This window comes from Microbacterium sp. I2 (assembly GCF_051364985.1).
Classification (GTDB): domain Bacteria; phylum Actinomycetota; class Actinomycetes; order Actinomycetales; family Microbacteriaceae; genus Microbacterium.
This window is the reverse complement of record NZ_JBLWIH010000017.1, coordinates 1-24,445: the sequence shown is the minus strand read 5'-3', so window position 1 is coordinate 24,445 and position 24,445 is coordinate 1. Positions and strand designations below refer to the sequence as shown.

27 protein-coding genes are annotated in these 24,445 nt (G+C 69.2%); 5 read left to right on the top strand and 22 right to left on the bottom strand.

All coding sequences use genetic code 11. The features are described from left to right. A partial coding sequence (locus ACLKM7_RS13190) for an NADP-dependent isocitrate dehydrogenase (protein ID WP_436447618.1) occupies positions 1-224 on the top strand: 224 nt, incomplete at its 5' end. Between the two features lie 58 nt (positions 225-282). Here ACLKM7_RS13190 and ACLKM7_RS13185 read toward each other — a convergent pair. Further along, positions 283-2,502 carry an NADP-dependent isocitrate dehydrogenase gene (locus ACLKM7_RS13185; RefSeq protein WP_436447617.1) on the bottom strand — a complete coding sequence of 740 codons (2,220 nt, stop codon included), beginning with the start codon at positions 2,500-2,502 and terminating at the stop codon, positions 283-285. Positions 2,503-2,647: 145 nt separating this feature from the next. Between ACLKM7_RS13185 and ACLKM7_RS13180 the strand changes: the two genes are divergently transcribed. From ACLKM7_RS13180 to ACLKM7_RS13165, 4 genes are all read left to right on the top strand, one after another. Beyond that, on the top strand, positions 2,648-3,100 hold the full coding sequence (locus ACLKM7_RS13180) for a GNAT family N-acetyltransferase (RefSeq protein ID WP_168912535.1): 453 nt from the start codon (positions 2,648-2,650) through the stop codon (positions 3,098-3,100). Between the two features lie 171 nt (positions 3,101-3,271). Then, positions 3,272-4,237 (top strand): acetylxylan esterase, encoded by a 966-nt coding sequence (locus ACLKM7_RS13175; RefSeq protein WP_436447616.1) that lies wholly within the window; start codon positions 3,272-3,274, stop codon positions 4,235-4,237. A gap of 1 nt (position 4,238) precedes the next feature. Beyond that, on the top strand, positions 4,239-5,150 hold the full coding sequence (locus tag ACLKM7_RS13170) for an N-acetylglucosamine kinase (protein ID WP_436447615.1): 912 nt from the start codon (positions 4,239-4,241) through the stop codon (positions 5,148-5,150). Between the two features lie 262 nt (positions 5,151-5,412). Further along, the gene (locus tag ACLKM7_RS13165; protein WP_436447614.1) at positions 5,413-6,252 is read left to right on the top strand and encodes an endonuclease domain-containing protein; all 840 of its coding nucleotides are present in this window, start codon (positions 5,413-5,415) and stop codon (positions 6,250-6,252) included. A gap of 285 nt (positions 6,253-6,537) precedes the next feature. Here ACLKM7_RS13165 and ACLKM7_RS13160 read toward each other — a convergent pair whose 3' ends face one another. The 21 genes from ACLKM7_RS13160 to ACLKM7_RS13060 all read right to left on the bottom strand — a co-directional run bounded on the left by ACLKM7_RS13160 (position 6,538) and on the right by ACLKM7_RS13060 (position 24,349). Continuing rightward, on the bottom strand, positions 6,538-8,352 hold the full coding sequence (locus ACLKM7_RS13160) for an ABC transporter ATP-binding protein (RefSeq protein WP_436447613.1): 1,815 nt from the start codon (positions 8,350-8,352) through the stop codon (positions 6,538-6,540). After that, positions 8,349-10,190 carry an ABC transporter ATP-binding protein gene (locus tag ACLKM7_RS13155; RefSeq protein ID WP_436447612.1) on the bottom strand — a complete coding sequence of 614 codons (1,842 nt, stop codon included), beginning with the start codon at positions 10,188-10,190 and terminating at the stop codon, positions 8,349-8,351. The genes ACLKM7_RS13160 and ACLKM7_RS13155 overlap by 4 nt, the downstream gene beginning before the upstream one ends. Positions 10,191-10,604: 414 nt before the next feature. Then, entirely contained in the window at positions 10,605-11,117 is a 513-nt protein-coding gene (locus tag ACLKM7_RS13150) for a methylated-DNA--[protein]-cysteine S-methyltransferase (RefSeq protein WP_436447611.1), read from the bottom strand. Then, entirely contained in the window at positions 11,114-12,778 is a 1,665-nt protein-coding gene (locus ACLKM7_RS13145) for a DNA-3-methyladenine glycosylase 2 family protein (RefSeq protein WP_436447610.1), read from the bottom strand. Before ACLKM7_RS13145 ends, ACLKM7_RS13150 begins: the two co-directional genes overlap by 4 nt. Positions 12,779-12,855: 77 nt before the next feature. Then, positions 12,856-13,419, bottom strand: a complete 564-nt coding sequence (locus ACLKM7_RS13140) for a hypothetical protein (protein WP_436447609.1) — start codon at positions 13,417-13,419, stop codon at positions 12,856-12,858. Further along, the gene (locus tag ACLKM7_RS13135; protein WP_436447608.1) at positions 13,410-13,979 is read right to left on the bottom strand and encodes a hypothetical protein; all 570 of its coding nucleotides are present in this window, start codon (positions 13,977-13,979) and stop codon (positions 13,410-13,412) included. Before ACLKM7_RS13135 ends, ACLKM7_RS13140 begins: the two co-directional genes overlap by 10 nt. Then, on the bottom strand, positions 13,976-14,470 hold the full coding sequence (locus tag ACLKM7_RS13130; RefSeq protein WP_436447607.1) for a hypothetical protein: 495 nt from the start codon (positions 14,468-14,470) through the stop codon (positions 13,976-13,978). The genes ACLKM7_RS13135 and ACLKM7_RS13130 overlap by 4 nt, the downstream gene beginning before the upstream one ends. Before the next feature lie 4 nt (positions 14,471-14,474). Further along, on the bottom strand, positions 14,475-15,758 hold the full coding sequence (locus tag ACLKM7_RS13125; protein ID WP_436447606.1) for a hypothetical protein: 1,284 nt from the start codon (positions 15,756-15,758) through the stop codon (positions 14,475-14,477). Continuing rightward, on the bottom strand, positions 15,758-16,087 hold the full coding sequence (locus ACLKM7_RS13120) for a hypothetical protein (RefSeq protein WP_436447605.1): 330 nt from the start codon (positions 16,085-16,087) through the stop codon (positions 15,758-15,760). Before ACLKM7_RS13120 ends, ACLKM7_RS13125 begins: the two co-directional genes overlap by 1 nt. Positions 16,088-16,167: 80 nt before the next feature. Further along, positions 16,168-16,455 carry a WXG100 family type VII secretion target gene (locus tag ACLKM7_RS13115; protein WP_436447604.1) on the bottom strand — a complete coding sequence of 96 codons (288 nt, stop codon included), beginning with the start codon at positions 16,453-16,455 and terminating at the stop codon, positions 16,168-16,170. A gap of 102 nt (positions 16,456-16,557) precedes the next feature. Beyond that, on the bottom strand, positions 16,558-17,409 hold the full coding sequence (locus ACLKM7_RS13110) for a hypothetical protein (protein ID WP_436447603.1): 852 nt from the start codon (positions 17,407-17,409) through the stop codon (positions 16,558-16,560). Further along, a complete protein-coding gene (locus ACLKM7_RS13105) occupies positions 17,406-18,029 on the bottom strand; it encodes a hypothetical protein (protein ID WP_436447602.1) in 624 nt (207 codons plus the stop codon). The genes ACLKM7_RS13110 and ACLKM7_RS13105 overlap by 4 nt, the downstream gene beginning before the upstream one ends. Further along, positions 18,026-18,580 (bottom strand): hypothetical protein, encoded by a 555-nt coding sequence (locus ACLKM7_RS13100; RefSeq protein WP_436447601.1) that lies wholly within the window; start codon positions 18,578-18,580, stop codon positions 18,026-18,028. The genes ACLKM7_RS13105 and ACLKM7_RS13100 overlap by 4 nt, the downstream gene beginning before the upstream one ends. Next, the gene (locus ACLKM7_RS13095; RefSeq protein WP_436447600.1) at positions 18,577-19,860 is read right to left on the bottom strand and encodes a hypothetical protein; all 1,284 of its coding nucleotides are present in this window, start codon (positions 19,858-19,860) and stop codon (positions 18,577-18,579) included. The genes ACLKM7_RS13100 and ACLKM7_RS13095 overlap by 4 nt, the downstream gene beginning before the upstream one ends. Before the next feature lie 7 nt (positions 19,861-19,867). Further along, positions 19,868-20,197 (bottom strand): hypothetical protein, encoded by a 330-nt coding sequence (locus ACLKM7_RS13090; RefSeq protein ID WP_436447599.1) that lies wholly within the window; start codon positions 20,195-20,197, stop codon positions 19,868-19,870. 101 nt (positions 20,198-20,298) lie between these two features. Further along, complete coding sequence (locus tag ACLKM7_RS13085; RefSeq protein WP_168912552.1) at positions 20,299-20,586, bottom strand: WXG100 family type VII secretion target; 288 nt, start codon at positions 20,584-20,586, stop codon at positions 20,299-20,301. A gap of 198 nt (positions 20,587-20,784) precedes the next feature. Beyond that, complete coding sequence (locus ACLKM7_RS13080) at positions 20,785-21,552, bottom strand: hypothetical protein (RefSeq protein ID WP_436447598.1); 768 nt, start codon at positions 21,550-21,552, stop codon at positions 20,785-20,787. Continuing rightward, entirely contained in the window at positions 21,549-22,166 is a 618-nt protein-coding gene (locus ACLKM7_RS13075) for a hypothetical protein (RefSeq protein ID WP_436447597.1), read from the bottom strand. The genes ACLKM7_RS13080 and ACLKM7_RS13075 overlap by 4 nt, the downstream gene beginning before the upstream one ends. A gap of 1 nt (position 22,167) precedes the next feature. Next, complete coding sequence (locus ACLKM7_RS13070; RefSeq protein ID WP_436447596.1) at positions 22,168-22,785, bottom strand: hypothetical protein; 618 nt, start codon at positions 22,783-22,785, stop codon at positions 22,168-22,170. Positions 22,786-22,827: 42 nt separating this feature from the next. Then, on the bottom strand, positions 22,828-24,048 hold the full coding sequence (locus tag ACLKM7_RS13065) for a hypothetical protein (protein WP_436447595.1): 1,221 nt from the start codon (positions 24,046-24,048) through the stop codon (positions 22,828-22,830). Between the two features lie 7 nt (positions 24,049-24,055). Then, positions 24,056-24,349, bottom strand: a complete 294-nt coding sequence (locus tag ACLKM7_RS13060; protein ID WP_168912557.1) for a flagellar protein FlgN — start codon at positions 24,347-24,349, stop codon at positions 24,056-24,058. Positions 24,350-24,445: the final 96 nt, after the last annotated feature.

Here is a 24,445-nt window from a genome sequence, read left to right as displayed (position 1 = left end):
TGCAGGAGCTGGCTGAGCAGCAGGCCGACCCCGAGCTCGCCGCCGCGTTCGCGCCGGTCGCCGAGGCCCTCGCGGCGAACGAGGAGAAGATCGTCGGCGAGCTGGTCGGAGTGCAGGGCTCACCTGTCGAGATCGGCGGCTACTACCGCCCCGACCCCGAGCTGGTCGCGGACGTCATGCGCCCGTCGGCCACCTTCAACGAGATCATCGACGGCCTGCGCTAGGCCGAGAACGAAGAGAAGAGCGGATGCCGCGGCATCCGCTCTTCTCTTCGTTCTCGGCCTAGCGCAGGCCGTCGATGATCTCGTTGAAGGTGGCCGACGGGCGCATGACGTCCGCGACCAGCTCGGGGTCGGGGCGGTAGTAGCCGCCGATCTCGACAGGTGAGCCCTGCACTCCGACCAGCTCGCCGACGATCTTCTCCTCGTTCGCCGCGAGGGCCTCGGCGACCGGCGCGAACGCGGCGGCGAGCTCGGGGTCGGCCTGCTGCTCAGCCAGCTCCTGCACCCAGTAGAGGGCCAGGTAGAAGTGGCTGCCGCGGTTGTCGATCGTGCCGAGCGCGCGACCGGGCGACTTGTCATTTTCGAGGAACGTGCCGGTCGCGGCATCCAGCGTGTCTGCCAGCACCTGCGCCTTGACGTTGCCGGTGAAGTCGGCGAGGTGCTCGAGCGACGCGGCGAGCGCGAAGAACTCGCCCAGCGAGTCCCAGCGCAGGTAGTTCTCCGCGACGAGCTGCTGCACGTGCTTGGGCGCCGAGCCGCCGGCGCCGGTCTCGAAGAGCCCACCGCCCGACAGCAGCGGCACGATCGAGAGCATCTTGGCACTGGTGCCGACCTCGAGGATCGGGAACAGGTCGGTGTTGTAGTCACGCAGCACGTTGCCGGTGACCGAGATCGTGTCCTCACCCTTGCGGAGCCGGTCGAGCGAGTACTGCGTCGCCGCCGCGGGAGCCAGGATCTCGATCGTGAGGCCCTCGGTGTCGTGGTCGCCCAGGTATGTCTTGACCTTGCCGATCAGCTCGGCGTCGTGCGCACGCGTCTCGTCGAGCCAGAACACGGCGGGCGTGGCGCTGGCGCGAGCACGCGCGACGGCGAGCTTGACCCAGTCGCGGATCGCGATGTCCTTGGTCTGCGTCGCGCGCCAGATGTCGCCGGGCTGCACGGCGTGCTCGAGGAGCACGTCACCGGAACCGCCGACGACCTGGACGACGCCGGGTGCCGCGATCTCGAAGGTCTTGTCGTGGCTGCCGTACTCCTCGGCCGCCTGCGCCATGAGGCCGACGTTCGGCACCGAGCCGATCGTGGCCGGGTCGAGCGGGCCGTGGGCGTTCACGTCGTCGATGACCGTCTGGAAGACGCTCGCGTACGACGAGTCGGGGATCACGGCGAGAGTGTCGTCCTCGCCGCCGTCGACACCCCACAGCTTGCCGCCGTTGCGGATGAGCGCCGGCATCGAGGCGTCCACGATCACATCGGAGGGGACGTGCAGGTTCGTCAGACCCTTGTCGGAGTTGGTGTACGACAGGCGCGGACCGCGCTCGAGGTCGGCGGCGATCGCCGCAGCGATCTCGTCGCCGCCCTCGACCGACGGAAGGCCGGCGAGGATCGCGCCCAGACCGTCGTTGGGCGTGAGTCCCGCCTCGGCGATCTTGTCGCCGTACTTCGCGAACACGTCGGCGAAGTACGCCTTCACGACGTGGCCGAAGATGATCGGGTCGCTGACCTTCATCATCGTCGCCTTGAGGTGCACCGAGTACAGCACGTCGTCGGCCGCGGCATCCTTCAGCGTCTGTGCCAGGAACGCGTCCAGCTCGGACGCCGACAGGAACGTCGCGTCGACGATCTCGCCGGGAAGCACCTTCAGACCGGTCTTGAGCTCGGTGACCGTGCCGTCCTCGGCGACGTGCTGGATGGTGAGCACGTCGTCGGCAGGCGAGACGAAGGACTTCTCGTTCGAGCGGAAGTCGTCGTGGCCCATCGTGGCGACGCGGGTCTTCGACCCTTCGGCGAACGGCTTGTTGCGGTGCGGGTGCTTGCGGGCGTAGTTCTTCACCGACAGCGGAGCGCGGCGATCGCTGTTGCCCTCGCGCAGCACCGGGTTGACGGCCGATCCCTTGATGCGGTCGTACCGCGCCCGGACGTCCTTCTCTTCCACCGTCTCGGGCTCGTCCGGGTAATCCGGGATGTCGTAACCCTGGCTCTGCAGCTCGGCGATCGCGGCCTTCAGCTGCGGGATCGAGGCCGAGATGTTCGGCAGCTTGATGATGTTCGCCTCGGGCAGCGTCGCGAGGCCACCCAGCTCGGCGAGTGCGTCGCCGACCTGCTGCTCGGGCGTGAGATTCTGCGGGAAGGCGGCGAGGATGCGGCCGCCCAGCGAGATGTCGCGCGTCTGGATCTCGACCCCGGCCTGCCCGGCGACGGCCTGGACGATGGGGAGGAAAGAGGCGGTCGCAAGCGCCGGAGCCTCGTCGGTATAGGTGTAGATGATGGTGGAGTCGGTCACCTGGAATCCTTCGTACGGGTCGGCCGACAGCCTATCGCACGGGGCCGAATATATCTCGACGTCAAGATATCTCGTCCGATGAACTCCGTGTGAAACCGTGACCTCGGCGATGCCGGATGTCGCCATCCGGGCTAGCCTGTGCTTCATGGGTGATCTGCGACTCGTCGAACTGTCCGCCAGCACGATCGTGGCGGTCAACAACATGTCGCTCAAACCCGGGCAGGAACAGTTCCTCGCACCGGTCAGTTACGGCGTGGCCGCGACCGTGGTCAATCCGCAGACGACCTGGCAGCGGGTCGTCCTGGACGGCGAAGAGGTGGTCGGGTTCGTGAGCGCGAACTTCGACCCCGAAGAGACGCAGGAACACTTCCGATCCGTGCTGTGGCGCATCAACGTCGACGCCGACGACCAGGGCCGCGGCGTCGGCCGATTCGCCGTCGCCGGCCTCCTCGAAGAGGCCCGCAACCGCGGCATGGACCACGTCGACGTCATCTACGAGGCCGGCGAGGACGGCCCCGAGGCCTTCTTCCGCCGGGTGGGCTTCACGCCGGTGGGTGAGACCGAGTACGGTGAGGTCATCGCGGAGATCCGTCTGTGATCCGAATACCCGCCAGACCTGAAGTCTCCGCACGGATCACCCTGTAGCCGGGTTCTCGAGACCGGCGGCGGGGCCTCGATTACCCCTCCCCCATCGAGGCCTCGTCGCCCTCGGATTTCGTCGCGCTTCGCAATCGGAATCGGCCTCGCCTCGAGCCGCTAGGGTAAGCGCGTGCCACGATTCGACCTTCCCCTCGCTGAGCTCGAGCAGTACTCCCCTGTCGTCCGCGAGCCGGCCGACTTCGATGACTTCTGGTCGTCGACGATCACCGAAGCCAGGCGGCAGGATGCCCCGCCCGAGGTGGTGCCGGCCGACACTTCTCTGAAGCTGGTCGAGGTCTTCGACGTCACGTTCCCGGGCTTCGCCGGCGAGCCGGTCAAGGCGTGGCTCACGCGGCCGGCGGGCGTCGATGGTCCGCTCCCGGCCGTCGTCGAGTTCAACGGCTATGGCGGCGGACGCGGCCTGCCGGGCGAGCGCCTCGGCTGGGCGGCCGCGGGCTACGTGCACCTGTTCATGGACACGCGCGGCCAGGGCTCGATGTGGGGCTCGGGCGGGCAGACTCCCGACCCGCACGGCGCCGGCCCCGCGTCGGCGGGCTTCATGACCCGCGGCATCCAGGACCCCGCCACGTACTACTACCGCCGAGTCTTCACCGACGCCGTGCGTGCGGTCGACGCGGTCCGCAGCCTGCCCGGCGTCGACGCGGACCGCGTATCGGTCTGCGGCGGCAGCCAGGGCGGCGGCATCGCGCTGGCCGCCGGCGCGCTGAGCGACGGCCTTGTCGCCGTCATGCCCGATGTGCCGTTCCTGTGCCACTTCGAGCGGTCGGTGGGGCTCACCGACTCCGACCCGTACCAGGAGGTCGTGCGCTACCTCGCGGTGCACCGCGGGGCCGGCGAGCGCGTGTTCGAGACCCTGTCGTACTTCGACGGCGCCAACATGGCGAAACGGGCGGATGCCTCGGCGCTGTTCTCCGTCGCACTCATGGACACCGTCTGCCCGCCGTCGACCGTGTATGCGGCATACAACCGCTACGCCGGGCCGAAGCAGATCGAGGTCTACACGCACAACAACCACGAGGGCGGCCAGGCGTACCAGTGGGCGGCGCAGGCGCGGTTCCTCGCGGGCCTGGTGTGACGTGAGCCGCGACATCCTTGCGATCGACGCCGGTCAGACCGGCATCAAGGTCCGACTCGGCGGACACGACATCGTCTTCCCCGGCATCCGCACCGACGAGCCGCTGCTCCCCCAGCTTGCCGCCGTCGCTCACGGGGCGGTCGAGCGGACCGGGGTCGCGGCATCCGTCATCGCCGCCGGCGTCTCGGGTCTCACGACGCGCGAAGCGGATGCCGCGGCCCTCCTCGCCCGCATCGACGACGCCGGCGTGCGCGAAGTGCTGCTCGCGCACGACTCCACCACGTCGTTCCTCGGGGCCCTCGCCGACGGGCGCGGCGCGGTCGTGGCCGCAGGTGGCGGGGTGGTCACGCTCGCCGTCGGACGCGACAGCGTCGCGCGGGTCGACGGCTGGGGCTACCTCATGGGCGACGCGGGCAGCGGCTATTGGATCGGCCGCCAAGCCCTCGATGCGGTCATGCGCGAGCACGACGGACGCGGGCCCGCGACGCGCCTGACCGACGTCGCCCGCGAGCGCTGGCCCGACCTCGCGCAGGCTTACATCAGCCTGCAGTCCGCCGAGGATCGCGTCAGCATCGTCGCCTCGTTCGCCGAGCCGGTGGCCCGGCTGGCCTCGGACGGCGACGCCGTGTCGCAGCGGATCACCGTGCGCGCGGGCGGCGAGCTCGCGCACAGTGTCGAGACGGCGCTGCGCCGCGTCCGCACCGACGAGTCCGAGCGGTTCTCGGTCTGCGCGATCGGCGGGGTCTTCCGGTCGGCACAGCTGCGCGAGGCGTTCACCTCGCATCTGTCAGCGAGCGAGCTGGACGCCGTGCTCGTCGAGCCCCTCGGCCACGGCATCGACGGCGCGGTCGCTCTCGCGGGCCTCGTGCCGGGGCATCCGCTCGCCGCCGCCGTCTCCGTCGCCCGCGCCTGAGCCCTTCGCCGTCGCGTGAGGCGGGCGGTCGATCGAGCCAACGTCGGACAACGGGGGCCAAATTCTCCGACGATGGCAGGATGTGCCGCCGGGCGGAGCGGGAAGCTCCGCCGGGCGGAGCAGGATGTGCCGCCGGGCGGGGCCGATGGTCCGTGGACGGCGCGGGACCGAGGTTCCTCCACCGCACCTCGTGTTGTGCTTCCTATCCACAAATCGCAAGCGCGAGTGATGGGGCGCGCATGCCGTCGCGCAGAGTCGGATGGTGGATCTTCTCGAATGGCTCAGAACGGGCATGGTCGGCATCGCCCACCGAGACCTGGCAGTGGCTCAAGGTGCCAAGGTGTCGCAGATTCGGGCTGCGGTTCGCACGGGCGAGGTGAGGGCGATCCGCCGTCAATGGCTCGCGACACCAGAAGCGACCGGAGAGCTCGTGGATGCAGCGGAGCATGGGGCGCGCGTGGGCTGCGTCTCCGCCGCACGTCAGCGAAAGTGGTGGGTGCCCGAGGGGGTCGATGAGTCGCTCCACCTTCAGTTCCGCGCACACGGTCGCCCCGCGGAGTTCGAGGGCGTCGCGCACTGGAACACGTCCGTCGCCCCGGCGAGTCGCACCTCGCTGCTGGCCTCGGTGGAGGACTGCCTCTCTCACATCGCGGTTTGCCTCGACCCCGAGTCTGCTCGCGTCGTGTGGGAATCTGCGATCAAGGTGGAGAAGCTCTCGATAGCGGCGCTTCGTGCCGTGAGATGGACGTCCCGAGCTGCGAAAAAACTCGCGGAGTGCTCGTCGGACCTCTCGGATTCGGGCTTGGAATCGCTCTTCATCACCCGGCTATCGTCATGGGGTCTCCCACTCCGACAGCAGATCCTCGTCGCCGGCCACTTCGTGGATCTGCTGATCGGCGAGCGTCTGATCGTGCAGGTCGACGGCTACGGGTTCCATGCATCCTCCACGCAGCGCTCGAGTGATGTTGCCCACGACGCCGAGCTGCGACTTCGTGGCTACACCGTGCTGCGATTCACGTACTCGCAGATCGTCCGTGAGTGGCCGACCGTCGAGCGAGCGGTCTCGCGGGCGATCGCCGCAGGTTTGCATCTCGCCGCCTGAGGAAGGAACGGAAGAAGCCGCCGGGCGGACGATCGAATCCCTACGGCGTACCGCCCGGCGGTAGATCGCACACACGTCGGAGGATCGGCTCGGAATGGTCCGACATCGCTCCGGTCTTCCGCCGGGCGGGTCCGGAAACACGCACGAACTCCGGTTTCCGGATTCGGCAAAGCGGCCGGGGCGCAACAGGGACGACGGATGCTGCAGCCCCAGCGGCCGCGGCAGGGCACGAGACGGATGCCCCGGCCGGCGCGTGAGCGCGGGCCGGGGCATCCGGAGCCCGGGTCAGACGAGCGACTCGCGCCAGGCGGCGTGCAGCTTGGCGAAGCGGCCGTCGCCGCCGATGAGCGCCTCGGGTGCGTCGTCCTCGATGATGCGACCGTGCTCCATGACGAGCACACGGTCAGCGATCGCGACCGTCGACAGGCGGTGCGCGATGATGATCGCCGTGCGGTCGGCGAGCAGTGTCTGCAGCGCGTCCTGGATCTGGCGCTCGCTCGGGATGTCGAGCGAGGCCGTCGCCTCGTCGAGGATCAACACCGCCGGGTCGGCCAGGAACGCCCGCGCGAACGAGATCAGCTGCCGCTGCCCTGCCGACACCCGGCCGCCGCGCTTGTTGACGTCGGTGTGGTAACCGTCCGGGAGTGCCTGGATGAAGGCATCCGCCCCCACTGCGCGCGCCGCCGCTTGGATCTGGTCGAGCGTCGCGTCAGGCTTGCCCAGCGCGATGTTGTCGGCCACCGTGCCACTGAAGAGGTACGCCTCCTGAGTCACCATGACGATCGCACGACGCAGATCCTTCGGGTGCAGTGAGCGCAGGTCGACGCCGTCGAGGGTCACCGCGCCGCGTGTCGGGTCGTAGAACCGCGACACGAGCTTGGCCAGCGTCGACTTGCCGGCGCCGGTCGTGCCCACGAGCGCGATCGTCTGACCGGCCGGGATGTCGAGCGAGAAGTCCGGCAGGATGACGCGATCGTTCGAATAACCGAAGAGCACGTCCTGGAACCGGATGTGCCCCTTCGCCGCCCAGAGATCAACGGGCTTCACCGGGTCGGGGACCGTCGGCTCCTCCTCCAGCACGCCCGAGACCTTCTCGAGCGCCGCCGTCGCCGACTGGTACGAGTTCAGGAAGAACGCGACCTCCTGCAGCGGGGAGAAGAAGTTGCGGACGTAGAGCACCGCCGACAGCAGGAATCCGATCGCCATGGCGCCGTCGGCGACGCGGATGCCGCCCCACGCGATCACGAGGGCGAGAGTCACCGATGCGACCGCCATCAGCGCCGGTTCGAACGTGCCGAACAGTCGGATCGAGCGCATGTTGACGTCGCGGTAGTCCATCGCCAGCGCGCCGAACTCCTCGTCGTTGCGGGTCTCTTTGCGGAATGCCTTCACCGCGCGGATGCCCGTCATCGTCTCGACGAACTTCACGATCACCTGCGCGCTGACCACCCTCGACTCGCGGTACACCAGCTGCGAGCGCAGGTAGAACCACCGCATCAGGAGGAACAGCGGAAGCCCCATCACGATGAGGATCACGCCGGACTGCCAGTCGACCAGGAGCAGCGCGATGAGCGTGAACGTGCCGTACAGGATGCCCGACACCAGCTCGTTCAGACCGCCGTCGAGCAGTTCGCGGATCGTGTCGAGGTCGCTCGTCTGCCGCGAGATGATGCGGCCCGACGTGTACGACTCGTGGAATTCCAGGCTCAGCCGCTGCGTGTGCAGGAAGATCCGCTTGCGCAGGTCGAGCATGACCGCCTGCGTGAGTCGGGCCGCGACCACGACGTACCAGCCGATGAGCGCGGCGCCGCCGATCGCCGAGAGCAGGTAGACCACGACGACGCCGATCGTCGGCATCCAGTCCATCCGCTCGACGACCGCCGGGAGTGCGTTGTTGATGCCGAGGCCGATGAGCCATGGGCCCGCGACGCGCAGTGCCGTCGAGACGACGAGCACGATCCCCGCGAGGATCAGATGGCTGCGCACCGGCGTGATGAGCGAACCGAGCAGGCGCAGCGACCGTTTGCGGATCGCCTTGCTCTCGGCGCGCGTGTAGTCGGAGCGATCTTCGCCGCTCGTTCCGGTGACCGTAGTGCTCACAGGTTCACCTCCATTTCCTGGTCGTGCTGGCGGGCCCGCAGACGGGCCTCTTCGACCTCGAGGCTCGAGATCACGTGGCGGTAGTGCTCGCTGGTGCGCAGCAGCTCGGAGTGCGTCCCCACCGCGGTGACGCGACCCGCCTCGAGCAATGCGACGCGGTCGGCGAGCGTCACCGTGGACGGGCGGTGGGCGACCACCAGCGCCGTCGTGGCGTGCAGCACCTCGCGCAGCGCGTCTTCGACGAGCGCCTCGGTGTCGACGTCGAGCGCCGACAGCGGGTCGTCGAGCACGAGTACGGCAGGCCGAGCAGCGACCGCGCGGGCGAGCGCGAGCCGCTGCCGCTGTCCGCCCGAGAGCGACAGCCCCTCTTCGCCGATGACCGTGTCGACCCCGTCGGGCAGGTCGTCGACGAAGGATGCCTGGGCCACCTGCAGCGCCTCGCGCATGACGGCCTCGGCTTCGGCGCTCCCCGGCACGAGGTCCTCGCGGCCGAGCAGCACGTTGTCGCGCACGGTCTGCGAGAACAGTGTGGCGTCCTCGAAGGCCATGCCGATGTGACGGCGCAGCTCCTTCAGCGTCAGGTCGCGAACGTCGACGCCGTCGAGGGTCACGCGACCACCGGTGACGTCGTACAGACGCGTCGGCAGCGTGGTGAGCGTGGTCTTGCCCGACCCGGTGAGACCGACGAGCGCCATCGTCTCGCCCGGCCGCAGCACGAGGTCGACGCCGTCGAGCAGGTCGCGCTCCCGGGTGGCGGCATCCTGGTATCGGAAGTGCACACCCTCGAAGGCGAGCTCACCCCGCGGGCGGTCGATGGTCTTCGGTGCCGCCGGGTCGACGATCGTGTTCTCTTCGTCGAACACCTCGAAGATGCGGTCGGTCGCCGTGCGGGCGTCGAGCATGAACGAGAACAGGAAGCCGATCGACTCCATCGGCCAGCGCAGCACCGTGGCCATCGCGAAGAACGCGATGAGCTCGTACGACTGCAGCTGCCCGAGCGCGGTCAGGTAGATGCCGGCACCCAGGCACAGCGCGAAGGCGATGTCGGGCAGCAGCACGAGCCAGAACCAGATCCAGCCGACCGCGCGCGCCTTGCTCAGCTCGGTCTCGCGCAGCGTCTCGGCCTGCCGCGTGAACTTCTGCAGCGCGTGCTTGCCGCGGCCGAAGGCCTTGAGCACGCGGATGCCGTGCACGCTCTCTTCGACCGAGGTCGCCAGGTCGCCGGCCTGATCCTGAGACTGGCGTGCGAGCGTGCCGTACGTCTTCTCGAACCGGTAGCCCGCGTACCACAGCGGCGCCGAGGTCACGAGGAAGATCGTGCCCAGCAGCCAGTGCCAGCGGAAGAGCAGCACCGTGCCGACGGCGATCGTGAGCACGTTGACGACCAGCAGCACCAGGCCGAAGGCGAGCCAGCGGCGCAGCATGCTGATGTCCTGCATCATGCGGCTCAGCAGCTGACCGGACTGCCAGCGGTCGTGGAACGAGACCGGCAGTCGCTGCAGCCGGGAGTAGAAGGTCTGACGCAGGTCGTACTCGACCATGGTCGCCGGCCCCAGCACGAACCAGCGGCGCAGCCATACCATGGCGGCCTCGGCGAGTCCGAGGCCGAGGATGGCAGCGGCGCCCCACGTGATGAGGGCGATGTCGCCGGAGCTGATCGGGCCGCGCACGACCTGCTCGAGGACGAGAGGGATGGCGAGGGCGAGCAGGCTGGCGAACAGCGCGCTGAGCGCGCCGAGGCTCAGGCGCGGCAGCACCGGCTTCGCGAACGGCAGCAGCCGCGCGAGGGATGTGAAGGTGGACGTTTCGGACCGAGGCGAGTCGACGGTGGAGGTCATGATCCTTGCGGGGATGGTGAGCGGATGACCCGGATCGGGGTCTACAAGATGCGCAGGGCGCGACGGAGCCCTCTGTGAGGGAGGAACGCTCCGGGATGCGGCGGTATGCCGAGGCAGCACCGCCGGGACGGGGACGGGGAGCGGCTACCCCTGAATGCGGAGCCGCTCCGGGGTCGCGCCGTCCAGTGCGGGGCGGAGGACGAAGACGGTCTTCGCGGCGACAACGGCCTGATACATGGCTCCTCCTCGGGGCTGAATGGACGGGGCTGGCGCGCCGCTTCGTGAAGCGGCGCGACAGCCCTCCAGCCTATACCTGAGAAATCGCTGAGCGCAACAAGCGCTTTCCTCTCCCCCGGAAAGGATGAACGGTCCGGATGCCCCCGCTCGAGGCATCCGGACCGCAGACGTGTGTGGTCACGCCAGGAGTGCCGGCACTCCTGCCTCGCGGTCGAGCAGGCTGCGCTTGACGTCGAGTCCCCACGCGAAGCCACCGAGCGCGCCTCCGGTGCGCAGCACGCGGTGGCACGGGACGAACAGCGCGGGCGCGTTGCGCGCGCAGATGGATGCCACGGCCCTGACGGCGTTCGGCGACCCGAGTTCGACCGCGAACTCCGCGTAGGTCAGCGGGCGGCCCGGGGTGATGCGCCGCAGGGCCTGCCAGCCCGCGAGCTGCATCGGCGTGCCGAACTGGGCGACAGGAACCTCGTCGATCGCGTCGAGATCGCCCGCGTAGTACGCGAGCACGGTGGCCGCAGCATCCGTTTCGCCTCTCGTCACCGTCGTGGGACGCTCGGTCGCGCGGACACGGCCGACCATGCGGTCGACGTCGTCGGTCCAGCCCGACGCGAGCACACGCGCGTCGGCGTCGGAGAGGATCGTGAACGGGCCGTCGGGCGTGTCGATGGTCTGAATGATCGCGTCGGTCATGATGTCACCTTCGTTTCGGATTCAACAGTCAGGTTCGTCGCCGCCCGGCGCCGCGGTGTCGGTCTGGGCGGCACAGCGCGCCAGAGGTGGGCGGTGAGATAGCTGCGCCATGGTGCGGTGCGCACCGCCCAATCGGTCAGCGCGCGAGGCTCGGACGGGAGGCCGAGGGCCGCGGCGCCGGCGCGCACCGCGACGTCGCCAGGCAGGAACACGTCGGGATCGCCCAACACCCGCATGCGGACGTAATCCGCGGTCCACGGGCCGATTCCGGGCATCGCCAGCAGTGCCGCGCGCTGCTCGGCCGCGTCGTCACCGGGCGTGAGGACCAGCGAACCGTCCGCGAGAGCGGCCGCGGCCCCGGTGATCGCCCGGATGCGAGCAGCCGGGCCTCGCAGCACCTCATGACCGCGTTCGGCGATGGCAGACATCGTCGGGAAGAGCTTGGTCGCCGTCACTCCGGTGCCGTCGAGGCATACGACGTCTTCGCCAAGCGCTCCGGTCAACGCGGTCAGAGCGGTGCGCGCGGCGACGACTGTGATCTGCTGGCCGACCATCGCGCGGATGAGCATCTCGTGCGGATCCGCCGCGCCGGGCACCCGGATGCCCGGCAGATCCGCGACGGACGCCGACAGTTCCGGATGCCGCGACAGCGCGTCGTCGATCGCGATCGGGTCGGCGTCCAGATCGAACAGCCGCCGCGCACGCGTGACCAACGTGGACAGGTCCGCCAGGTGGGACAGTCGGGCATGCAGCCTCACGCGCCCCGCGCCCGCAGCGTCGAGCTCGTCGTGCCGCAGCTCGAACCAGGCGGGCCCGCCCGGCAGACGGAGTGTGCGAGCGAAGCTGGACGCCGTCGCGTGCTCGGCGCCGGACACCGCGCGGGCGCCCATCCAGGCGAACAGGCCCGCGGCATCGAGCGGGCCCCGGTGCGGAAGCGTGAGGTCGATCGCGGTGAGGCCGGCGAACGGGGCCGCAAGAGAGTCAGCCTCGGGAACGCCGGCACGGGACGGGGTGCTCGCCCGCGCGGGGCCGCGGGCACGGCCCCGCACCACCCGGCGCCGCGCGCGGAGCTCGAGCGGCGGCATCCCGAACACCTCCCGGATGGTGTCGTTGAACTGCCGCACGCTCGCGAACCCGGCCGAGAACGCGACGTCGGCCGCTGAGAGGTCGGTGCCCACCAGGAGCATGCGCGCGGTCTGGGCGCGGTGGGCGCGACTGAGGGCGAGCGGTCCTGCGCCCAGCTCGGTGGTGAGCAGGCGCGTCAGGTGTCGCGGCGAGTAGCCGAGCCGGCGCGCGAGCCCCGGGACCCCTTCGCGCTCGACGACACCGTCGGCGATGAGCCGCATCGCGCGGCCGGCGATGTCGCCGCGCAGGTTCCACTGCGGAGAGCCCGGCGCCGCCTCGGGGAGGCAGCGCTTACAGGCCCGGTAGCCCGCCTCGTGCGCGGCGGCACTCGTGGGATAGAACGTGACGTTCGACGCCTTGGGCGTGCGGGCGGGGCAGCTCGGGCGGCAGTAGATGCCGGTCGAGCGCACGGCGGTGACGAACTGGCCGTCGAAGCGCGTGTCGCGGGAGTCGATGGCACGGTAGCGCTCGTCGAACGTCATAGAGGCGATTCCCCAGTGGTCGGTCGAACCGGCCACCGTCGTCGTCAAGGTCATGACCCCAGCCTGGCACGCCTCCCCGACACTCGCTCGCGGAAATCGGACACGGCGGTGGAGACCTGCCGCGCAATGCCCTAGGCGAAGCGGATCGAGCGGAAGACGCGCTCGAGCTCCGCCTGCACCGCGTCGACCGCCAGGGGATCGTCGTGGAGCAGATCGAGCAGGAAGACGTATCCACTGTGGACGCCCAGGTGCCGCAGCCCGTACACGCGGGCCTCTTCGGTCCCAGAGACGACGACCGCCGAGATCGCGGCCTCGAAGGCGGTGCCCTCCAGCGTCGACCACGTCTGGATCACTCCCCCGACGCCGGCGCGGGCGAGCTGCAGGAGATCGTCGGCCGACGTGGCATCCGAATCGGTGACGTACAGGTGCGCCACGATCGTCACGCCACCCACGAACTCCGTGCGCCAGAACCGCTCCATCGCCCCGGGAAGGGGCCCGGGCATGGCCTGCAGGTGCAGGGCCGTCGTCCGCAGGAGCTCACGGCCGTCGTCACCGACCCCGGTGTCGGCCAGCAGGCTGTCCGCGAGTTCCACCGCCCAGTCCTCGGGGTGCGCGAACGTGCCCCACGGGAATCGCAGCGGCACCGGAAGCCACGTCGGCTCGAGCGTGAGCGTGTACGTCGGGGCTACCGCCATCGGAACGTCTCCATGATCGAATCCACGAGCTCGGTCGCCCCCTCGACGATGACGGGATCCGCGTCGTCCGGATACGGGATGGTCGCGAGGAAGACGAGCCCTCGCCGTTCATCCGACCCGGGCAGCCCGAACCCGTAGCCGAGCGCCCGCGTCGTGATCCCGGCGGTGTCGTCGCTGCCCGCCTTGTCGGACTGCCATCGCTGGATCGGCCCGATCGCGGTGTCGTACGTCTCGATGGCCGCTCGGGTCAGGCTGCCGAGGTCGTCGGCGAAAGCCGTGCCCGCGGGCGCGACGTGCTGCCGCACAGCCAAGGAGAGCGGGAGATGGGCGAGCCCGTCGATCTCGCGATCAGGGAAGTACACACTGTGCGTGCGCGTCTGCTCCAGCCGTCGCCACTGCGCGTTCGCGAGCATCCGCAGTCGCACGTCGAGCTCGGGATCGCCGACCTGCTTCAGTCGTGCCGAGAGCTTCGCGATGAACTGCTTGCGTCCGTCCTCGTCGACGCGGTAACGGGACCACCCGGGCGGAAGCAGGAGCCGGAAGCCCGACAGCGCCGTCATCGTGCGCGACTCTGGGTGTCCTGCGACCTCGTGCGTCCGACGGCGATGCCGATGAGCAGGATGACGAGCGCGACGGCTGCGGCGGCCGCCCCCCACCACTGGTCTCCGAAGGTCACGTCGCCCGTGCGCGTGCCTCCGTCGGGCACGAGCAGCGCGAACCCGATGGCGGCGACGATCGAGGCGACGGTCGGTCCCAGAAGGCCTCGCAGCCCGGGGACGTCCTCACCGCGCGCGGTGGCCGCGAGGATGACGGCCAGGAGGCTCAAAGCGACTCCGAGAGCGACCAGCAGGACGGTCGGCACGGCGAACAGCGGATAGGCCCACACCACGCCCCACTTCGGGTCCATGCTGGCGCTCACCTGACCGCCCGAGAAGAACAGTGAACCCACCAGGAACACGATCAGGATCGCCGGAGAGACGATCGCCACGACGGCGTACACGACGCGCGTGACGGACTGAACGGTGCGCGGACGCGTGGGGCTCTGACTCACGGACTCAGCCTATGCGCACATCGCGCAGGCCCGGAATCTCGGGCTGCGCGTCCGCGAGGCCGAGCAAGTCGACGACGGCGAAGCCGGTCCACGACACGATGTTCGCGCCCTGCACGAACCCGCCGGGCAGCGAGCCCGCGGTCGAGGAGATGAACTGCGCCACCCCGGGACTGCTCGCCCACGGCGTGCTGCGCATCGTGTTCAGGAAGCTCGTGATCTGAGCAGTCTCCGCTCCGCCCAGACGAAGAGCCGTCAGCGGGTTGGTGAACAAGCCCGGCTTGGGAAGAGCGAGCCACGACCTCACCGGCGCGAAGAGCGATTGCAGGGGCGTGGCCCAGGTGGTCGGCCGCAGGAGCGAGAAGCGGGGCAGGCTGCTTCGGATGGCTGCCGTGACGACACCGCGCCCGCCCTGGACGACGGAGCCGAGCGCGGGGACGCCGCGCGACAGGATCTTGCCGATGCCGAAGGGAAGAAGGCCGACGGCGCTCCAGGCGAGGTCGCTCAGACTCGCTCGCCCGTAGGCGAACTTCAGCGCGGTGAGCAGGAACGAGGCGGCGGCGAGCGCAAAGATGATGCCGGCCAGAATGCCGGTCAGCGGCGCGCCGATCACGAGCGCGATCACGCTGAGGACGACGAGGACGATCGCGATGACGTCCAGGACGTTGTCGATGAACTCCCAGAACCCGTCGTTGTTGTCGGCGCTCTCGATCGCGTTCTCGATGCCGTCGACGGCGTCGTCATACGCGTCGGACCACGTACCGAAGACCTCTTCGAACTCCTGCCAGAGCTCGTTGCGCAGGGTCTGCGCGTTCGTCAGTGCGGTCTCGGCGGAGTCCGCATCCGATTCCGCGCGGTCGGCCGCCCAGGCGAGCGCCTCGTCGTCCGATCCCTGGGCGCTCGTCGACGCGATGCTCTCGGCGAAATCGGCATCCGCTTTGGCCGTGAGCGCCGCCTGATAGGCGTTCTCGGCGTCTTCGACGTCGCTCAGGTTGGCGCGCAGCCACGTCTGCGCCGTATTCAGCGCCTCGCCGTATGTGGCCAGGCTCTCGCCGGTACCGCGATAGCGAACGGCAGCGTCCGCGAGATCCGCGTGAGTCTCGTTCGCCATCTCGGCGAGCTTGTCGGTGCCTTTGCTCTTGTGGACCGACGAGTCGCCGATCGCCTTGAGCTGGAGGGAGGTGTTCTCCATCGTGGTCGCGAGCGTCTTCAGCTGTCCGCCGCGCGCGGTGATGTCTGCCGCGTTGCCGTCCAGCTGCTGGAGGTCGTACCCCCGGTTCGGCGACCGCATCAGGAGGCCCTCGTCGAGGTGACGGCGGTGGTGGTCGTGGAGCCCTCGAGATCCCGAGCCGTGGTCGTGTCCCACTCATCCCAGCCGTCGATGATGGACGTGAGCTGCTCCTTGATGTTCTCCAGGTTCTCCTTGAGCTTGCCGCGCTTGTCGCGCCACGCCACTTCGAAGTCGATCACCTGGTTGAGCAGAGCGCTGCGCCCGTCGGGACGACCGACGGCGTCCTCCAGGTCGTCGTTCGTGTCCGACGCGGCGTCGAACTCCGAGATCGACGACGCCAGACCGGACTGTGCAGCCTTGAGCTGCTCGAGGTCGAGCATGATGTCCACGTGCGGCATCCTCCGTCAGGTCGTGAGTCAACTGAGGGAGCCGGCGATGTGCCGGCTCCCTCAGGCGAAATCAGTCGGGCTCAGCCGCCGGCGAGCTGCTGGTCGAGGTCCTGGATCGCGCGCATCATGCCCAGCAGCGACTCGGACATGTCGTTGATGCCGTCCACCGCACCCTTCAGACCCGTCGTCAGCTCCGAGTAACCCTCACCGAACTTGCCCGACGCGTGCTGCGTCTTGAAGTCCTCACCCCGCAGCGTGTCCACCTGGCTCTTCAGCGTGTCCAGCTGACCCTGGATGTCGTCACGAGCCTGCGACAGCGACGACGCCACCTGCTCCATCTCGCCATACGAAGCACCGAAATCGGCCATCGTCAACTCCCTCACTCAGAAACACGACCCACCCCGGGCCGACGACTTCCAACCTAACCGACGCTCCACCCTCTGCCCATGGGGATCATTCCCCATGGGCCGTCAATGCCCGCGCAGCGTCTCGGGACGCGGCAGTTCCCGTTCACCGTCGTAGTACGCCCACACGATGTACGCGAAGGGTCCCAGGTCCCCCGCCTGCCGCGCGACGGCCTCAGGGGCCGGGGGTGCGAGGGCCTCAAGCTCCTGCAGCCATGCCTCCCTCACGGCGCGCCCGTACGGCAGCTCGCGAGCGATCCGCGTCGCGAAGTCTGCAGCGGCCTTCGGGTCGGTCGACGGCGTCCTGCGCCGCCGGACAGGAGCGGACGCTCGCACGCGGACGAACATGACGACGCACAGCCCGGCGCACACGACGCCGGCGACACCGACAACCGCGATGGCCGTCGTACCGACCGCATCGCGCAGCTCATCGAACCGGACGACGTTCAGCACGCCAGCGAACAGCAGGAACGGCACCGGCATCACGGCCAGCGCGACAGCCGTGCTCGAGCCGCGCACTGCCGCCGGAAGGGGAAGGATCACGACCACGATCAGCAACACGGCACCCAGCACCAGCGACGTCTGCGCGACCGCGGTCATCAGCACCGGGTCCTGACCACCGCGACCCTTGGGCGGCAACATGACTGCCGCCCCGGCGAAGGCGGCCACGATGCCGATCACGTACGCCGACCACCACAGCGCAGGAGCTTTGGCGCGCCCGCCCGCCGCGGGTGCACTGCGCGGCCTCGCTCCGGCATCCGCCATCGCGCGCCGCAGCTCCGCACGCATGCGTGCCATGCCGGCCACCGCCTGCACCCATGCATCGCGTCGTTCGGCGGGGACGAATCGGCGCGCCGCGTCCACGATGCGTGCGACGTCGTGATCGCTGCCGACGAGACGCTCGATCTTGACCGTCATGCGCGACGCGTCCCCGCGTCGGCCAGGACCCAGCTGAGTGTCGAGACGATGGCATCGAAGACCGCGTGGCCAGCCACGACGGCGTCGGACGTATCGGGCACGCCCTCTTCGATGAGCGCGGTGCCGGTGAGCATCAGCGCCTTCGTGCGCGCGGTGTCAGGCACCGGCGCGACATACGTCGACTGCGCCTGCTCGACTCCGCGTTCGCCTGCGGAGCTGCGCTCCCGCCACAACACAATCTGCCCGGAGCGATCGAGCATCTCGGCACCCCGACGGAATCGGGCCGCGACCCAGTCGTCGAGCGGAGCATCGGCCTCCCCCGAGATGAGCGAGACGATCAGCGACAGCGGGGGCGCCACACCGTCCGGCCCGGCACCGGGAAGGATCGCGTACCGGCCGCCCGCGCGGCCGAGTTCGCGCATGGCGCGCTCGAGAGTGCTCGAGAAGACTCCGTCGAGGTCGGGCCGACCCGCACGCATGAAGACCTTCCGGGCCTGCTGCTCCATCTGCTCGGTCGCTTCGGGCGTGATCTCGGTGGCGCTCCATCCCTCCGGCAGCAGGAGCCGGAATCGGGGAAGGCCGCCCGGAAGGCCCAGCAGTTCCGCTCGCAGACTGGTCATACGCCCAATTCTCGGTCATCGTCCGCGGCGCCGATCGACACGCGCGTCGTCAGCTCCTCGAACAGGTCCATGCCCGCGCCGAGATTCCGCAGACTCGGAGACGCCACGACGGATTCGACCAGCGCACCGTCACGGAGCTGCTGGAACTGCAGGATTCCGAGCACTCCGCCGTCATCGAGCTGCTGCACGGTGCTGATCACGCGTGCCCGCGCCGGGTCCTCGTCGCGGAACGGGAGCACACGCCGCGGCAGCGCCGCAGGGGCCTCATCGACGATGTCGTCGAAGGTCCGCGCGTCGGTCGCCGAGGCGTAGACCATCACGATCGCGCGACCGGGGAGGCCGTCGGGGCAGAACAGCAGGTTGGCGATCGCGGTCGGGTCGGCGAGTTCGGCGAAGCCGAGCAGCGCGCTCTCGACCCCGGCGGGGTCGGCGGCGCGATCTGGTTCGGAACGCAGACGCTCCACCGCACCGCGCGCCCACGTCGCCCGCTCGTGCGCAGCGGGAATGGGCAGGAACCAACGGTCGTCGATCGTGACGTCGACCGCCGTCACAGCCCGAAGCCCCATCCGCTGGTCGCACGGTCGTACGAGAAGCCCGCGGTCGCCTTTCCCATGCCGTCGACGAGGTTGAGCACAGGGTTGCCCGCGCTCAGCATGTCCTGCATGAGATTTCCGTGCGGCAGGCCGTTGAGGAATCCGTTGAGGTTGTTGAAGGCCTTGTTGGACAGGCCGGACGCCGCATCCGAGATCATGTTCTGCATCGCGCCCTGATTGCCCTGCAGAAGGCGAGCCGTCACCGAAGGACCGTCGTCCAGGCCGCGGAAGAACCCTCTCAGCACATTGGAGCCGTGTCGGTTCAGCACGTTCCCGCCGTCATGCATCACGCGGGCGAGCATCCCCTGGTCCAGGACACCGGACAGGCGAGAGCCGTTGCGCCAGGCAGCGCCCACGACATCCCCGCCCATGTCGATCAGACCGCGTCCGGCGGCAGCGAACTTGCCCCCTGCGCCGACGGCCGTACGGACCGCCCCGAACGCGGCGAAGGCTTTGCCGAAAGGGAACACTCCGACGGCGGCCATGACGATGTCCATCGCCCCGCCCCGTCCGCCCGCGACCTTGAGACAGGTGACGGCGAGTGCCGCCAGTCCCACCAAGGCCGCCGCCAGGATGAAGGGTCCGCCGATGATGCACGCCACGACCGCGAGCACGATGCCGGCATACGAGAGGATGTCACCCAGGATCTCGAGCGCGGGAAGCGAGTTGTCGAGCCAGGAGTCTTCGACGCCGTCGTCGTTGGCATCCTTGATGCCCTTGCGCGCGTCCTCGTACGCACCCCACCACGTGTCGTAGACGCCCTCGTACTGGACTGCGTAGCCCTCCCACGCCGTGCGATCCTGGTCGACATCGCCCGCCGTGGTGCGCTCCTCGGACGTGCCCTCCTCGGGTTCGGGAAGCTGCGAATCAGTCTCGAACTGGCCTCGCGTCTGCACGTAGTCGTCCCACGCGCGCTCCAGGTCGGGCATGAGAGAGCGCAGCTGGGCCTGTACCCCGTCGAGGGCGCGCGCGTACGTCAGGATCGCCGTGCCGCTCGGCCGGTAACGCTCGCCTGCTTTGCGCAGATCGCCGGTCATGTCGCCGACGGAGTCCTTGATGGATTCGAGACTCTTCCCACGGCATTCGGCTCCGAGCTTGATCCGATCGAGCAGGTCGGCCGCGGCGATCATCTGGTCGCCGAGGCTCTCGATCTGGATCCCGCGACGTTCGATCTCGTACGCCTGGCCCTCGATCTCGAGGATCTCGTAGTGCTTTCCGCCTGTGGGCGTCCTGTCCATCGTGATCTCACTCCGGCTTCTGGACCTGAGGCGTGCGGGTGGTGTTGTCGAGGCTCGTCGCGGCCTCGTTGTCGAAATCGGCCCAAGCACGGGCGACTCCTTCGACGCTCTCCTGGACCGTCTTCACGTCATCCTTCAGCGTGTCGCGCTTGTCGTCCCAGGCGCTCTCGAAGCGGTCGATCTCGTCGCGGAGCGCGGACTCGCCGTGCGGCCGGCCGATCGCCGCTTCGAGGCTGCCCGATCGGTCCCCGGCATGCTCGAACTCGTCGACGATGTTCTTCAGCGACGTGTTGAGCGCCTGCAGGTCGCTCATCGGGATGTTGATGTCTTTTCCCACGGTGCCCTTCCTCCGATCGCCGTCGCGAAACAGTGCTCAGAACCGAGCGGACGAAGCTCCGTCGTGCGAAGCTCCGTCGCCCAGAAGACGTGTACGCGGGCTCAGCCGCCGGCGAGCTGCTGGTCGAGGTCCTGGATCGCGCGCATCATGCCCAGCAGCGACTCGGACATGTCGTTGATGCCGTCCACCGCACCCTTCAGACCCGTCGTCAGCTCCGAGTAACCCTCACCGAACTTGCCCGACGCGTGCTGCGTCTTGAAGTCCTCACCCAGCAACGTGTCCACCTGGCTCTTCAGCGTGTCCAGCTGACCCTGGATGTCGTCACGAGCCTGCGACAGCGACGACGCCACCTGCTCCATCTCGCCATACGAAGCACCGAAATCGGCCATCGTCAACTCCCTCACTCAGAAACACGACCCACCCCGGGCCGACACCAGAAACCTAACGCGACGCCCTACCGCCCGGCGATGGGGACCATTCCCCATGCCTGCTCAGCAGTCCTCCCACCGCGTCGAGGCGCTTCGAGAGACGTCGCCCGTCTTCGGTCGGGCGAAGAAGGGCGGTGCGCGGAAGACCGGTGCGACGGGTCAGCGCGGATTGCCGGGAGCGTGTTGCTGCACCTCGGGCGCGAGCGTGAGCGCGAGCTCGCCCGGAGCCGTGGCGAGGGCGCGCGCTGCGGTGGCGGAGTTGATGAGACCGCGCTCTGCAAGCAGGCCGATGGCTGCGTTCCGCCGCTGCATCACCTCGGCAAGCGTGCTGGGCGGGATCTCGCGGATGCTCCACTCGAGGTTCTCGCGCTCGTTCTGGGGTCCGCCCTTGGGCAGAGGTCCTCGCACGAGGATCGCGATGTGGACGACGACATCGGCCGCGATCACCACGAGCCACGCCCATGTGCCGTCCCCCAGCTGCTCACGTCCGGCGGTGAGCGCGATCAGCGCTGTGATCGCCCCCGGAATCGCGTGGATGAGTGCCAGGGTGCGCAGCGCGGCCGCGCGAGTGGCCCGCGGATGCCGGAGCCGCTGGATCTCACTCCAGCCGGTGACCACGAGACCCACGAGCGTGATCCAGCCGGCGAACGCGAGCGGGAAGTCGTACGCCGTGTCGCCCAGCACCCACCGGAGCATGGCCGCCGCGGCGATCACCGGTGCAGCGACGGCGTAGAGGTAGGCCAGTCCCTGGATGAAGCTGCCGACGGTGATGCCGCGGTGCTCCGACATCGCCTCCTTCGGCGCGAGCACGGCGAGCGGGCGTTGCGCAGCCGTCAGCGCGAACGAGCGCAGCTCCAGCCGCCACCAGTCGACCGCGTTCCACCCCTTCGTCTCGTCGACCAGTTCTGTCAGCGACCTGCCGCTCATGCCGACCAGTCCTCTCCGAAGCGGACGACCGCGCGGTCCAGTGCGTCCACACGTGCGCGGTCGGTCGACGGCACGAAGCCCTCGAGTGTCGATGTGCTCAGCACGGCCTTCGCCGGCTCCTCCACGAACGCGAGTGCGTAGGGCGCGACAGGGCCCAGGACCGCGGCGATCGTCGTCTCCTCGCCCAGGAACAGCCAGCGCTCGAAACCGAAGTCCCGGTCGCCGTGCCGCTCGAGCAGCGTGGCCGAGATGCCGACGCCGAAGCCCTCGGTCTCGAGGATCTCGGTCGTCGCGGGCAGCAATGCGGAGGCCGACCACAGGAATGCCGCCTGCGCGTCGTCGCTGAGCCGCTCGTCGACCGCGAAGACGGTGAGCGGCGCGATCGCCCGCCCCTCGATGCCGACGATGACGAGGCTGCGGCTCTCGTCGGTGGTCACGGCGGCGACATCCTCGAGTGCCGCCGCGATGCGCGTGGCAACGGCCGGTGCCAGCTCCCTGCGCGTCGCGAACGCCGCTGCGGTCTCGCGGGCCCACGCGGCCCGTTCGCCGGCAGTCTGCGCCACGAACGGGACGGGGATGCAGTGCTCGGGGTCGTGTCGGAGATTCAGCTGCATGTCAGCGCACGCTCCAGGTGAACGAGGCGATGTGGTGGTCGAAGAGTGCAACCCATGCCTCGAGCACGGGATCGTCCTGCGGGAGGTCGGCGCTGTGCGCGACTGTCGCCGTCCACTGCACGGCCTGCGTGCGCTTCGTGCCGGGAATCGGAAGCAGGAACTGGATGAGGAAAGACACGGCATCTACGCCGTCCACCCGGGTGGGGTGACGTTCGGTCCACCGGACGATCCGGTGCCCCTCCCCGATCGCTACGCCGCCGCGGTTGCGCACCGCGTCCTCGACGATGTCATCGAGCGTCCACCGCGGCGTCGACCGTCGACGCAGGCCGACGAGGCTCGCCGATCCCAGCACCCACGTGGGCGAGCCCTCTGCGGGCAGCGCGTAGGCGAACGCATCCTGCTCGCGCAGCTTCGCGACGGCCTCCTTCACCTGGGTCGCGAGCGCGGCAGCCAGGTCGGGCCGTCCCGCTTCGCTGAGCCGCGCACGCGCGGCGGCAACGAGTTCGCGCTCGGTGTCGGTGCTCAGATCGTAGGATCGCCAGCCCGGGGGCAACAGCATCCGGTACCGCGGCACGGTGGCACCGATGCTCCCTGTCAGTTCCGCGCGCAGATCACTCACCACACCAGTCTTTCATCACCTGGCGGGCGTCCTGGAACCACGTCAAGAGAACGGGTTCTGATCGGGGTCGAACGAGCCGGGGAACGCGCCGCCCGCGGTGTCCTTGATCCAGCCGGCGATGCCGAGCTGGGTGGCCCAGATGCCGCCGACGCCCTCGAGGACGTTGAGGCCGCCGGTCATGACAGCGGGGTCCGCCCAGTGCGCCATGTTGTTGCCGGTCAGCAGGCCGGTCGTGAAATCCACCGCCTTGGCTCCGAATCCGGCGCCCTGCAGGCGATTCAGACCGGACAGCCAGTCGTCGACGCCGGTCGCTCCGACACCGAACAGACGGGCGGCATCGTCGCCGAAGGCGGTGCCGAGCGCTCGCCAGCCGCCGGGGGCGCCGAGGCCGCGCAGACCGCGCGCGGCCGGCCCGATGAAGGGGATCACGCCGATGACACCGAACGCGACGTCGACCCAGCTGCCGTCGTTGAAGGCGAGCTTGCGGGTGAGCGCGACGACGAGGGTGGCGACGGCGACGATCGCGGCGAGCGCCGCGATGATCGGCCCGCCGATCACGATCGCCAGAACGGCGAGCACGATGCCGGCGATGGCGAGGACGTTGGAGAGGAACTCCAGCGCGCCGCGCATGTCGTCCTTCCACGAGTCCTCGATCTTGCCGCTGAACCCCTCCTTGATGTTCCGGGCAGCGGTGTCGAAGGCGGTGTGCCAGGTGTTCCACTCCGTGTCGTACTCGCCGGCGCGGGTGTCCCACTCGCCCTTCTTGGTGTCGGCGAGCCCGCGCTTCTCGACGGCGTTTGCGTTCGCGGTGTCGTAAGAGGACTGCTCGTCCGCGTCGGCGTCGTCGTCGGGCTCCCGCGGGACGGCGCCCTCCGCTGTGTCGGCCTCCCGGCTGAGCGAATAGTAGGCGGCCCACAGCTCGATGAGATCATCGACGATCGGGTCGATCGCGGCCTTGGAAGTCTCGAGCTCCTGGCCGTAGGTGCGGATGTGCGGCCCGACCGCGGCGTAGAGTTCGGCCGCCTTCGACAGGTCGTCGTTCACCTTGCCGGCCACCTCGCGGAGCTTGTCGATCGCGTGCCCCTCCATGTCGGCGCCGTCGTCGACGAGTCGCTGGATGAGGGTCCACGCCTGAGACATGTCTGTGCCGAGGTCGACGATCTGCTGGCCGCGGGTCTGGACGTCGCCCGCGTCACCGCGAAGGTGCTCGATGAGGCGCTGGCCGCCGGGCGTCTGGGACGGCATGTATGGGGTAACGCTCATCGTCCGCTCATCTCTCGCCGGTCTGGTTGCCGGCTTCTTCGTCGAAGTCCTTGAACGCCTTGATCACGCTGTCGACGTGTTCGGCGAGCCCCTTGCAACTGTCCATCAGTCGCTTGCGGCGATCGTCCCAGCGTCCCTCGAACTCGTGGGCGGCGTCCTTCAGATCGCCCAAGTCGTACGGCCGGTCGACGGCATCCTCCAAGTCCCGTCGGCGACTGCCCGCGTGCTCGAACTCATCGATGATGCTCTTCAGCTGCGTGCTCAGTCCGCCGAGGTCGTCGTAGTTGACCTTGACTCCCACCTCGTGTCCTCACTCCCCGGTCATGCCCTGTTCATCGTCACCCAGCGAGCGCGAGGGCGGCCTGCTGCCGCCCTCGCGCTCCGCGCCGTCTCAGCC

What these genes read in the sequence shown, in the direction of transcription:
- ACLKM7_RS13110 (WP_436447603.1), bottom strand. Translation starts at nt 17,409, where the DNA reads ATGACGGTCAAGATCGAGCGTCTCGTCGGCAGCGATCACGACGTCGCA.
- ACLKM7_RS13180 (WP_168912535.1), top strand. Translation starts at nt 2,648, where the DNA reads ATGGGTGATCTGCGACTCGTCGAACTGTCCGCCAGCACGATCGTGGCG.
- ACLKM7_RS13095 (WP_436447600.1), bottom strand. Translation starts at nt 19,860, where the DNA reads ATGGACAGGACGCCCACAGGCGGAAAGCACTACGAGATCCTCGAGATC.
- ACLKM7_RS13065 (WP_436447595.1), bottom strand. Translation starts at nt 24,048, where the DNA reads ATGAGCGTTACCCCATACATGCCGTCCCAGACGCCCGGCGGCCAGCGC.
- ACLKM7_RS13150 (WP_436447611.1), bottom strand. Translation starts at nt 11,117, where the DNA reads ATGACCGACGCGATCATTCAGACCATCGACACGCCCGACGGCCCGTTC.
- ACLKM7_RS13085 (WP_168912552.1), bottom strand. Translation starts at nt 20,586, where the DNA reads ATGGCCGATTTCGGTGCTTCGTATGGCGAGATGGAGCAGGTGGCGTCG.
- ACLKM7_RS13125 (WP_436447606.1), bottom strand. Translation starts at nt 15,758, where the DNA reads ATGCGGTCGCCGAACCGGGGGTACGACCTCCAGCAGCTGGACGGCAAC.
- ACLKM7_RS13155 (WP_436447612.1), bottom strand. Translation starts at nt 10,190, where the DNA reads ATGACCTCCACCGTCGACTCGCCTCGGTCCGAAACGTCCACCTTCACA.
- ACLKM7_RS13140 (WP_436447609.1), bottom strand. Translation starts at nt 13,419, where the DNA reads ATGGCGGTAGCCCCGACGTACACGCTCACGCTCGAGCCGACGTGGCTT.
- ACLKM7_RS13105 (WP_436447602.1), bottom strand. Translation starts at nt 18,029, where the DNA reads ATGACCAGTCTGCGAGCGGAACTGCTGGGCCTTCCGGGCGGCCTTCCC.
- ACLKM7_RS13135 (WP_436447608.1), bottom strand. Translation starts at nt 13,979, where the DNA reads ATGACGGCGCTGTCGGGCTTCCGGCTCCTGCTTCCGCCCGGGTGGTCC.
- ACLKM7_RS13145 (WP_436447610.1), bottom strand. Translation starts at nt 12,778, where the DNA reads ATGACCTTGACGACGACGGTGGCCGGTTCGACCGACCACTGGGGAATC.
- ACLKM7_RS13115 (WP_436447604.1), bottom strand. Translation starts at nt 16,455, where the DNA reads ATGGCCGATTTCGGTGCTTCGTATGGCGAGATGGAGCAGGTGGCGTCG.
- ACLKM7_RS13080 (WP_436447598.1), bottom strand. Translation starts at nt 21,552, where the DNA reads ATGAGCGGCAGGTCGCTGACAGAACTGGTCGACGAGACGAAGGGGTGG.
- ACLKM7_RS13075 (WP_436447597.1), bottom strand. Translation starts at nt 22,166, where the DNA reads ATGCAGCTGAATCTCCGACACGACCCCGAGCACTGCATCCCCGTCCCG.